The sequence below is a fragment of the Allobosea eneae genome (assembly GCF_042657265.1).
GTDB classification, from domain to species: Bacteria; Pseudomonadota; Alphaproteobacteria; order Rhizobiales; family Beijerinckiaceae; genus Allobosea; species Allobosea eneae.
The window spans coordinates 24,755-34,361 of sequence record NZ_JBHSLW010000055.1; the positions used below are offsets into that span (position 1 = coordinate 24,755).

A 9,607-nucleotide genomic window follows, 5' to 3' on the forward strand; every position below is an offset into this window, starting at 1 on the left:
ACGCCACGCTCACGAGGTCATCCATGTCAGCGCATACGATCTTCGACAACGCACCGATTGGCTCGATCGTCGCCTGGTCCGACGGCACGCCGCGGCCGCCGGACCGCCATCGCAAGAAGCTCTCCGCCTGGCAGAACAACAACAGCCAGGGCCACCTGATCCGGAAGCAGGGGGCAAGAGGCGCCGGTAATGTCACGCTCTCGGCGAGCTTCACCCTGCACGAGGTGGATTTCGGCGCCGGCGGCATCATCGCCATCCGGGTTCATCGCTCCTTCTCGTTGGAATCGACGCTGCAGTTCACGATCCTCGCGCGGCCGGCGATCGGTTCGGTGCGTGTGTTCAGCCATGCCGGTCCCGGGGCCGAGCTCGCGCATCTGGCAGCGCATCGCGCCGCGGCCGAGGAATGGCTCTCGCGCCATGGATACCCTCGGGCTGTCCTTGAAGAGGTGACGGCCGACGAGGTCGGCGCCGATGTCGTCGAAGGGAGAGCGGCATGAGCGCGCTTCTGTCCCAGAAATCGGCGTCCGGTTCCGAGGCTTTTCCTCCGGTCGACTTCGGCCGGTGCAGCGAGGGCTTCCCGGTTGCGCGTGTTGGCGACAACGCCTTCGCGATGCTGCCGGGGCGCGACGGTCGGCATTATCTGGCATCTGGTTGGCGGATCAGCCGACCGCTTGCCGAATGGCGCCGGTCCGATTTCTACGGCTATGACGGCGAGCTCTCCGACGAGGCGGCGTTTCACGCCAGAGTCGCAGAGAACGCCGAGCATCAGTGTGAGCGCAAGGCGCTCGGGCGCCGCGAGATTCATTCCCGCGCGCACACGCCATGGGGCACGTCGCAGGGGGCGACGATCCATGCCGAGGGCGTCGTCTGCCATTCGACCGCGGGACACGGCGGCTTCCACCTGTCGGCCGAACGCAACTGCATGGTTCACCCGATGCTGCGAGTGCCCGGCGGCTACTATGAGGAGGATGAAGCCTGGGCGATCGTCGCGATCACATTCCCGGATCTATTCACCAGCTTCGAGCGTCGCTGTGCCGAGAAGATCCTGAAGGACAGCTGGCCCGACGCCTGGGAGGCGATCTTCGCGACCGCTTTGCAGCCGGGCGAGTCCGTCGAGAAGGACCGCCGTACTTTCGAGCGGGAGCACGCCACGGAATGGATCGTGGTGTCGGCGATCACGTCGAGCCGGCAGAAGGGCTTCGTCGAATGCGTGGCGACTCCCGGTGGCAAGCGTGGGCCCGGTGCGGAGGAGCGGCGTTTTCTTGTTCCCTCTGACGAGTACAAGGTTGGCCGGTTCGGCTTCGTCATCGATCCTGATCGGCATGCCGTCTATGGCGGGCGATCGGATTTCGTCGGCTGGCAGGAGAGGGAGTCATGAGCCCTTTCCCGGATCGCCGCGTGCAGCTCTTCCGGATGGAAGCGGCGCGCCGGCAGACGCAGCGCCAGCTCGACATCATCCAGCGCCAGATCACGCGGCGCATGACGGCGCTGATCCCAACACTCCAGCCGCGCCGGACCGGCTACCGGGGCGGCAAGCCGCCTGATCCACGCGCATTCCTCGAACGCTACCGATCCAACCTCACCGCGCTGACCGCGGAGCGGCAGCCCGAGATCGATGCGCTCTCGCGCAAGCTGATGCGGCAGGACCGGGCGATCTCGGCCCTTCGCGAGCGTTTCGGCCTTCCGTCCGAAGGCGCCCACCCGGCGCCGCGGCATATCGGCCCAACATGAAGGGAGAGGGCTATGCCAGTCTATACCGTGGAAACGATCTGCCGCCGCCACCACCACAGGGTGGACGCGGCTCATTTTTGATTGATGCGCCCGAGCTTTCTTGCGCCAATGGCACAAAACGCGAGAGCGACTGACAGGATAGCCGGATGACAGAGAACGCCGATATCGCGCCGACGAGACTGCCGGATCATCGCTCGGTCGAAGCGATCCTGCCGCAGTTGCCGGATGGCGCCGACGAGAAGGCGTTGGCGGCGGCATTGAGCGAGGCGTTCCCTAGCTTCGTCTTTTTCGCGGTCAATTACGCCGATGAATATTGGCGCGTCGAACGCTCGGTGCTCGCGGCCGACGGGACGCGGATCGCCGAGTACCGGTCCTGGATGGAAGCCGAACTGGCGAAGGACAAGGGCGATGTCCGCGCGGTTTGGAACCGCTTGCGGGAGAGCGACCTGCAGATTTCGGAGTGGCATGGCAACAGTGCCTATGCTTTTGCATCGACCGGGCCGGGCGCGGCTGACTATCTTCAGATTTCGCTCGGCCGCGAGGTTGAATGGCGCGCCGGGCCGATTGTCGATCCGACCTACCAGCCCTGGAGCCAGGACGAACTGCTCGATCCGTCATGGATCAAGCACGGCGATCTCTCGGACGACAAGGTGCTCGCAGGCCCTCTCTACCGCCTGACCACCCGTGCCGGCGGCGGCGTCGTGCATCTTCGCACGTTCCTCGGGCGCTGCGCGCGGCTCGAGCGCGCGAAGCGCGAGGCAAGCCGACCGGAGATGGAGCAGCGCGTCTGGGTCGATTCCGACGGCACGCAGACGCCGTTTCTCCAGGCTCAGCCCGACTGGTTCGAATCCGCACCGCGCGAGGTACGCTTCTTTCAGGATTGGGAGGAATCGAGCGCGCGAACTGCGCGTGTGTATGAGCATTGGGCGCTCGACATCAGGGATTACGAGCATCGGGGCGAGCGAGACATCGGGTTCATCACCCGCCCACTGCGCCTCCCGGCGCAGAGACTGGAGACAGGCGAAGCGTCCGTTCACATCCTGATGGATCGCATCGAGGCGATCGATCGCGAGGTCGGCTTGACCTTTGGATGGTTCTTCCTGATGACCCACGGCAACCGGGTTGATCCCGGTGTCGGTGAGGCGATCGCGCGGGGTTTGCGCGAGGCGCGCGTGCGTCTGCCCGATCAGGATGCGCGCGTTCTGCTGCGTTGGGCTGATCGAAGCTACGGCTTCTGATCCGCCGTTGGCGGGCTGTCGGCAACGGATCGCCGGGCCGCGTCGCGGACGGTTGGAATGCCGGGGAGTTCGGCGGCCTTGACACCGCCGACCCGTTCGTCGTCGACATGGCGACCGGCCACGACCTGGCGAGGGGCTTCGCCTGGATCGTCTACCGATCGAACGCCCAGTCGCCGGATGACAAGCGTCGCGATAGCGAGGCGAGCATCCGCGTAGCACGGCCGGCGATCTGGGCCGCATCTCGAAGTCGGCGTCACCGTGCCGTAGGAGCGCTCCTTGCCAGCCTGATCGCCGCTGAAGGTCCTGTGAAGGCCGTGGCCGAAGCGAACCTCGCCTGTCGGGCGCCTCTCTTGAGCCCGGTCCTTGTCGGCCTTCCCTTCGGTCGGGGTCACGCTCGTAAACCGGCGGCCGGTCGCTTCAAGGCCGCGTTCCGCGCCGCTTCGCGGCCGGAGCAGCCGATCTCGCCAACGCAGGCCCGCGGGCTGCGCAGGGCATTCACCCCGCTTGCCCGCAAGCCTGCCTTGCTCGCTTCGGCCGCCCCGGGCCCTGAAGCACCCGTTTTCCCGCCGGTTTGGTCCGAGCGCGCCCGAAGGGAAGGCTGGCAAGGTCGGTCCAAGCCTTCGGGACAACCGAAGGAAGGAAGTTCACATGGTCAAGGCCGCTCCCCGTCACACCGCCCGCGTCGTTCAGCTTCGCAAGGGCACGACCCTCGAAATGGTCCGCCTCGCCTGCCCGGATGCGACACAGGCCACGCGCATCTCGGAGAGCTTCGGGCTCGCCGTGCTCGACAGCAACGGCATCCGTGACTTGCACGAACGCCTGATCGTCGAAACCGCCGACAGCCTCAGCGAGGGTCTCGCGGAGCGGGCGATGCAGATCCACCTCCAGCGCATCGTCGGCGCCTATGTCGGCTCGGCCCATGGCGCCGGCCAGTTCTACACCCGCGCGGTCACCGAGGCGCGAGACGCTACCGCCAAGTCGGCCTGCGATGATCGTGACGAGGATCTCGACGGTCCGGTCGGCTTCGACGGCAAGGCCCAGCGCCGCCGCGAGTTCGCCGCCGACATGGGCCTTCAGGCCCACGCACTCCTCATGGCGGCCGAGGGCGCCGTGCGAGCCTACGAACAGGTCGTCGGCGAGAGCTGGAAGCCCTTCGAGCGCCCGATGGACAACATCGGCGCATCCGTCGACCGCAAGGCGGCCGAGCTCCAGATGGCGGCTTTCGGCTAAGCCGGACAGGGCGGGGCCCCGGCCCCGCCACTTCAATTCGCATTGCGAATGTAGATCGCGGTATCTACATTCAATTCAGGTATTATCTACATCGAGGCTACCATGCCGATCAATGTCAACAATCCGGAGGCCGACGCGCTGACGCGGAAATTCGCCAGCATGGCCGGCGTCAGCATCACCGATGCCATCGTCATCGCCATGAAGGAGGCGATCGAGCGGCGGCGCAACGTCGAGTCGCCGCAGCAGACCGCGGCACGATTGCGGGAGAAGCATGGCATCGCTCTCAACGACAAGGCAAGAGAACCGCTGCCGCGAGAGGCCTTCGACGACCTCTGGGATGAAACGTGATGTTCGTCGACGCCTGCGCCATCATCGCCGTCTTGTCGGATGAGCCGGAGGCCGAGCGCGTTTCCCGCGCGCTCGCCGGCGCGAAGAAGCGGATCACCTCGCCCGTTGCCGTGCTCGAGGCGGTATTGGGCTTGGCGCGCCCGGACAAATTCAACCTGTCGGTCGAGGCGGTCGAGTCGCTGGTGCTGGAGTTCCTGGACGAACGCGGCATCGATATCCGCGATCTGCCGCCGGCAAAACGCACCACGACGCTCTCCCTCTCGGCAGCTCATCGCTATCGCTCCGGGCGCCGCGGCCTCAACCTTGGCGACTGCCTGCACTATGCCTGCGCGAAATACTACCGCGTCCCGATCCTCGCGACCGCCGACGAGTTTCGCGAAACCGATCTTGAGATTGTGCCGTAATCCGATGCAATCGGATGAGCCGCGAGCGGCCAGCCGGTCAGAGCCCGATGTCGCGTCGCGGCCGGGCTCACGCTCGCATTCGAGGCTGTGGTCGTAGTCGGTTCGTCTTCGCCGGCACGGCGCATCGCTGAGCCCTCGCTCCGTGATCTCGCGCACGCGGCGGCTTTCCATGCGGCGTCCGTTCGGGCTGTTTCGTTTGTCCTGGCCATCGCCCTAGCGGGATAGCGCGGGGTGACATCCCTGGGGTCGTCGCGCCGACCATAGCGACGGAAACCGGCGGGAAGAGGAGGGGAGATGCGCTCCCCGCGCCCCGTCCCGGCTGCGGTCCTGCCGGGGTCAGGCAGCCGCGCAACGGCTGCGCCGTCCTCCACATGCGTTCCGGCCCTTCGCGTTCCCATTGGCTTTGCCATGGGCTCGGCTCGGGTGCGCGCCTTCTCTGATGTCCCCCGGCCTTGCGGACCGCCGTGACGGGGTCGCGAGCGGCGCGACCTCCAGAATGGAGGTTCATCATCATGAAGCGAAAGAATGAAGGAGAGCGGGCGGACATCTACACCCGGATCACCGAGAAGATCCTCGCGGATCTGGAAAAGGGCGTGCGGCCCTGGATGCAGCCGTGGCGCGCGGGGAATGCCATCGGCCGGGTGACGCGCCCGTTGCGTCACAATGGCTTGCCGTATGCCGGCATGAATGTGTTGTTGCTCTGGTCCGAGGCGATAGCCCGTGGCTACACCTTGCCGATCTGGATGACCTTCAAGCAGGCCATCGAGCTCGGCGGCGCCGTCCGCAAGGGCGAGAGCGGAACCACCGTCGTCTTCGCCAGCCGCTTCACCAAGACCGAGGTCGGTTCCTCTGGCGAGGAGTTCGATCGGGAGATCCCGTTTCTGAAGGCCTACACGGCTTTCAATGTCGCGCAGATCGATGGCCTGCCCGATCGATATTATGCCCGGGCGGAACCGGTCGAGAATCCGGTCGCGCGGATCGAACATGCCGATCGCTACTTCGCCAACACCGGCGCGGTGATCCGCCACGGCGGCGACCGCGCCTATTATTCACCCGGCAGCGACCACATCCAGATGCCGCCCTTCGAGGCGTTCCGCGATGCAGCCTCCCATGCCGCAACCCTCAGCCACGAGGCCTGCCATTGGACGGGGGCACCCCATCGCTTGAATCGCGACCTTTCCCGCTATGCGAAAGATCGCAGCGACAGGGCGCGGGAAGAACTTTTGGCTGAACTTGGGTCCTGTTTTTTGTGCGCGGATCTCGGCATCGCGCCCGAACTCGAGCCCCGGCCTGATCACGCATCCTACCTCGATTCCTGGTTGCGCGTCCTCGCTGAGGATAAGCGCACCATCTTCCAGGCCGCGGCGCATGCGCAGCGGGCCGTCGCCTTTCTACACGACCTTCAGCCGGCGGCCTCCAAAGAACGGGAGGTCGCGTAATGCCTGCCCGTTCTTCTTCCCGTTTACTGGTCCTCGCTTGCTCTGCGACCAAGCGCGATGGACCGCCCTATATGCCGGCGATCGAGCGCTATGACGGTCCGCTCTGGCAGACGTTGCGTGCCACCGATCCTTATGGTGAGAAGGCGAAAGTCGCCTTTCTCTCCGCGTATCTCGGCTTCCGTACCGCCAGCTCCCCGATCGAGATGTACGATGCGCGGATGACGGACCAGGTGGCCGCCGCCATGAAGGCCGGCGACCTCGGCACGCGCTGGCCGCGGCCGAAGACCCAGCGCAGGGTCATGCCATCCGGTGGGCATCCCGGCATGCATATCGGCTCGCTGACCGCTCTTGGCCGCGATCCGTTCGCCGATGTCGCGCTCGTCGGAGGCCATCTCTACCTCGACGTCATGCGTCACTTCGTCGAGCTGTTCCGCACAGGCGGCCATGTCGTTCGTGGTGCGCGCATCTGCGAAATCAACGGCCCGATCGGGATGATGCGCCGCGACCTCCGGTCCTGGCTGAATGACCGTGACGGGGAGATGGGCTGATGCTGGTCTCCCCGATTAGGAGTCAGGAGGGCCTGCAGCCCTCCACGATCCGCCTGCGCGCGCTCAGCCTCGGCGCCGGCGTGCAGTCCACGACGATGGCCTTGATGGCCGCCCACGGCGAGATCGAGCCCATGCCCGATTGCGCCATCTTCGCCGATACCGGCTGGGAACCGAAGGCCGTCTACGAGCATCTCGCATGGTTGATGTCCGGGAACGTGCTGCCGTTCCCGGTCCACATCGTATCGGCCGGCAACATCCGCGAGGAGCTGATCGGCGCCGGCGAGGGCAAACGCTGGGCCTCCATTCCGGCCTTCGCGAAGACAGTCATTCCGGCTGGCTCGGAATTGCCGGTCTACGACGAGGATCAGGATGGCGAGATCATCGAGATCGGTTCGCGCAGCACCTCGCGCGAGACGGCGTCGATCGGCATGATCCACCGGCAATGCACGACCGACTTCAAGATCGTGCCGATCCGCAGGAAGGTGCGCGAGCTCGCCGGCCTGACGCGCAAGCGCTCGCCCGTCCAAGCCGTGGTCGAAGCCTGGATCGGAATCTCGACCGATGAAATCATCCGCGCCAAGCCGAGCTTCGAGCCATGGCAGGTCAAACGCTTTCCCCTGATCGAACAGCGGATGAGCAGGCGCGATTGCCTCGCCTGGCTGCGGCGCCATGACTATCCTGTGCCGCCGAAATCGGCGTGCATCGCCTGTCCGTTTCACGACAATGCCCGATGGCGCCACATGCGCGACCACGATGTTGACGCGTGGAAGGATGCCGTCGCGGTCGACCTAGCCTTGCGGACCGGACTACGCGGCATTCGCGGCGAGGTGTTCCTGCATCGCTCCTGCGTACCGCTCGACGAGGCAGATCTCTCGACCGCGGCCGATTATGGCCAGCTCGACCTCTTCGCCAACGAGTGCGAGGGGATGTGCGGCGTTTGATCCGTCGAGCTTTCGACGTCCAGCGTGACAGGCATCCAGGGATGGTCCGATGAGGCCACCGCCCGTTTCGGGCGGCCGCGCTCTATGCCTGCGGCACGGAGCCAGCCTGCGGCCGTCTCCGCCGATCCGGTTACGATCGCTTGTCCAGCGGCTTTGCGCAGGGCCACGACACGCCAGCTACGTCGGGTCGTGGCTCGACCTCCTCGACGGGGATCATCCCGCGGTCTTCCAGGCAGCCATGTATGCGAAGCGCGCCTTCGGGAAAACTTGCTTGAGCGCGCTCGCCACTGAATTATGAAATAAACCCTACAATAAGATTATGTTCTGTAATCTTTCTCTCCGCCCCGAGGCTCAGCTCACGGCCGACCTGAAGTCTGCTAGCGCGATGTTCTTGAGCGGCCAGACCGGCCCATGGCCTTTCGCCTCGTGCGAACGACCGAGGCTGCCGAGCACGAACGATGCTTCGAGCCTCCACATCAGCCACGCATCCCGATCCGCCGTGATCTTGCAGACATAGTCGCGGAAGCGCTGAGGAAAAGCGCTCACAAGTCGAAACGAGTGCTGCGAGCACAGGGCCATAACAGCGAACGTCTTGTCCAAGCGTTCTTCACAGATTTCGGAATCGAAAAGGTCGGTCGAAACCAAGACATCGTGTCCCTCGCGCCAGGAAAATGGCGCAAGAAGCGGCTGGCCGGACCACTCGACAACAGGCATGGCATGCCCCATCGCGATTCTCCTGCATCACGATCGCCAAGAAAACCTCCACCGATTCTCCTTGTTTTGGCAACAATCACGGCGATGGAGAACCCTAGGCCTCGCTCTCTCTTTCCGGCCGATTCAAGGCTGAGAGCCGCCCCCTCATGCTTGCCGTAGCGCCGGCGGGGGGCACCTTGGCAGGGTTCTGTGTCGGCGGATTGGCGACCAGAGCGGGGTTCGCTTGGCCGCACCTTCGAACCCAGCGGCGGTGGTGGGATGGGCGGCAGAAAGCCCGGCTCATCGCAAAGGCCTGCCGTGGAGCCGAGTCGCACCTCAGCTGCGGACAATGCCGGCACGCGGGCAAGTTCCCATACGGAAATGAGATGAGCGTGTTGGCCTGGCCTCGGTTCTCTGGGCGGGCGGGTGTCGCATTCGCGAAAGGCTGCCGGGCAGATCGTTCCGGCGAGAGCCGGCGGAGAAGCTGTGCGCCGACGCGGCGGCAGCCATGGCGTGGTTCCTTCTCGGCCTGATTTAGGCCTGCCCTTCCGCGGGCTCGATGGGGCATGTCTGACCGGAGAACGGCTTCGCCTCGATCGTCCTCCCGCAACGGCCTCGCGCAACTTTCTTCCCCTGGCGCTGCGCGCCATTCCTCGCGAGGCAAGAAAGCCGCTTCCGTCCGTCCTCCATTGCATTCCGGCCCCTGCGGGGTGCGGTCCGATCGTCACCGGTCCTGTCGACAGCCATCGAGGTCGCGAAGGGCGCGGCCCGAAACAGCAAAGGAACGGCACCATGGCTACCATCGGCACCTTCACCTCCACCACCACCGGCTTCACCGGCTCGATCAAGACCCTCACTCTCAACGTCAAGGCGCGCCTCGAGCGCATCGAAAACCCCTCGGACAAGGGCCCGCACTTCCGCATCTACTCCGGCGCTGTCGATTATGCGTAGCGCGGGATTATGTGGAGTCGTTGGCTGGCAGCCGCGGTTTTGCGGGGTTATTGTCGCCGTGCCGCTCCGCATAATCTCGACCAT

The 9,607-nt window shown here is 65.3% G+C and carries 11 protein-coding genes and 1 pseudogene; 11 read left to right on the forward strand and 1 reads right to left on the reverse strand.

Annotated elements, in window-relative coordinates; translation table 11 throughout:
• The first annotated feature begins 23 nt into the window (after positions 1–23).
• The 10 genes from ACFPOB_RS25875 to ACFPOB_RS25920 all read left to right on the forward strand — a co-directional run bounded on the left by ACFPOB_RS25875 (position 24) and on the right by ACFPOB_RS25920 (position 7,879).
• Positions 24–497, forward strand: a complete 474-nt coding sequence (locus tag ACFPOB_RS25875) for a hypothetical protein (protein ID WP_377801183.1) — start codon at positions 24–26, stop codon at positions 495–497.
• A complete protein-coding gene (locus ACFPOB_RS25880) occupies positions 494–1,378 on the forward strand; it encodes a DUF7007 domain-containing protein (RefSeq protein WP_377801184.1) in 885 nt (294 codons plus the stop codon). The genes ACFPOB_RS25875 and ACFPOB_RS25880 overlap by 4 nt, the downstream gene beginning before the upstream one ends.
• Positions 1,375–1,731 (forward strand): hypothetical protein, encoded by a 357-nt coding sequence (locus ACFPOB_RS25885; RefSeq protein ID WP_377801185.1) that lies wholly within the window; start codon positions 1,375–1,377, stop codon positions 1,729–1,731. The genes ACFPOB_RS25880 and ACFPOB_RS25885 overlap by 4 nt, the downstream gene beginning before the upstream one ends.
• Positions 1,732–1,877: 146 nt before the next feature.
• A complete protein-coding gene (locus ACFPOB_RS25890; protein WP_377801186.1) occupies positions 1,878–2,969 on the forward strand; it encodes a hypothetical protein in 1,092 nt (363 codons plus the stop codon).
• Between the two features lie 648 nt (positions 2,970–3,617).
• Positions 3,618–4,199: a hypothetical protein gene (locus ACFPOB_RS25895; RefSeq protein WP_377801187.1), complete on the forward strand. Its 582-nt coding sequence runs from the start codon at positions 3,618–3,620 to the stop codon at positions 4,197–4,199.
• 102 nt (positions 4,200–4,301) lie between these two features.
• Positions 4,302–4,547, forward strand: a complete 246-nt coding sequence (locus ACFPOB_RS25900; protein ID WP_377801188.1) for a type II toxin-antitoxin system VapB family antitoxin — start codon at positions 4,302–4,304, stop codon at positions 4,545–4,547.
• The gene (locus ACFPOB_RS25905) at positions 4,547–4,951 is read left to right on the forward strand and encodes a type II toxin-antitoxin system VapC family toxin (RefSeq protein WP_377801189.1); all 405 of its coding nucleotides are present in this window, start codon (positions 4,547–4,549) and stop codon (positions 4,949–4,951) included. Before ACFPOB_RS25900 ends, ACFPOB_RS25905 begins: the two co-directional genes overlap by 1 nt.
• A 512-nt stretch (positions 4,952–5,463) precedes the next feature.
• Positions 5,464–6,390 (forward strand): ArdC family protein, encoded by a 927-nt coding sequence (locus ACFPOB_RS25910; RefSeq protein ID WP_377801190.1) that lies wholly within the window; start codon positions 5,464–5,466, stop codon positions 6,388–6,390.
• Between the two features lie 71 nt (positions 6,391–6,461).
• Positions 6,462–6,938, forward strand: coding sequence for a hypothetical protein (locus ACFPOB_RS25915; protein ID WP_377801191.1), 477 nt, complete (start codon positions 6,462–6,464; stop codon positions 6,936–6,938).
• Complete coding sequence (locus ACFPOB_RS25920; RefSeq protein ID WP_377801192.1) at positions 6,938–7,879, forward strand: hypothetical protein; 942 nt, start codon at positions 6,938–6,940, stop codon at positions 7,877–7,879. The genes ACFPOB_RS25915 and ACFPOB_RS25920 overlap by 1 nt, the downstream gene beginning before the upstream one ends.
• 351 nt (positions 7,880–8,230) lie before the next feature.
• Here the strand turns inward: ACFPOB_RS25920 and ACFPOB_RS25925 are convergent, their stop codons facing one another.
• Positions 8,231–8,605 (reverse strand): DUF5131 family protein, encoded by a 375-nt coding sequence (locus tag ACFPOB_RS25925; RefSeq protein WP_377801193.1) that lies wholly within the window; start codon positions 8,603–8,605, stop codon positions 8,231–8,233.
• Positions 8,606–9,364: 759 nt separating this feature from the next.
• Here ACFPOB_RS25925 and ACFPOB_RS25930 point away from each other — a divergent pair.
• Positions 9,365–9,514: pseudogene (locus tag ACFPOB_RS25930) on the forward strand (DUF736 family protein); the annotation flags it as partial.
• Positions 9,515–9,607: the final 93 nt, after the last annotated feature.